This is a genomic window from Acinetobacter sp. UBA5934, assembly GCF_002430855.1.
Lineage (GTDB): Bacteria > Pseudomonadota > Gammaproteobacteria > Pseudomonadales > Moraxellaceae > Acinetobacter.
The window spans coordinates 13,981-14,492 of record NZ_DJDC01000068.1 but is presented as its reverse complement, the minus strand read 5'-3'; the positions used below and the strand labels follow the sequence as shown (position 1 = coordinate 14,492).

The window sequence follows — 512 nt, the reverse complement described above, 5'->3', positions numbered from 1 at the left end:
TTATTTTCAGTAATACGAATGATTAATAATTTTCGTAAGCACTTTCATCAGGTACTACTTGAGCAGCTTGCGCTGCCTCAGCGGCTTCTGTTGCTGCATCTGCAGCCTCTACAACCTCATCGCTTGCTGAATAAGCAATATTCTCAGCATTATTTCTTTGCACAGCTGATTTACTCGCTTCCAGATTTCTTATTTGATTTTTTTCAATTTGTGGTTTTAAAAAAGCATAAGTTAAAGTTTCTGAAAGCAATGTTTGTATATTCGCTGTATTTTTAAGTAGAGCTAAAACTTTATCACCTTTATCTGTTGGCTGTAGAACATACTCAAGTGTTAAATGCACCTTATTATTTTCATAATCTACATCTAAATTATTTGCATGCTGCTCTACACTTACAGCATTCACTTTAGCTCTTGCCTCATCAGATTTTTTCACCAAATCAGATGGAATAGCTACGTTTAAATCTACTGAGCATGATGTTTTTGGACTATTTGGATCAATAAAATCTGTTCGA

The 512-nt window shown here is 34.4% G+C and carries 1 protein-coding gene; it reads right to left on the bottom strand.

What is annotated here, in order from left to right; genetic code table 11:
- Positions 1 to 22: 22 nt before the first annotated feature.
- The coding region (locus B2Y23_RS04770) for a hypothetical protein (protein ID WP_291369344.1) at positions 23 to 512 on the bottom strand (490 nt) is incomplete at its 5' end.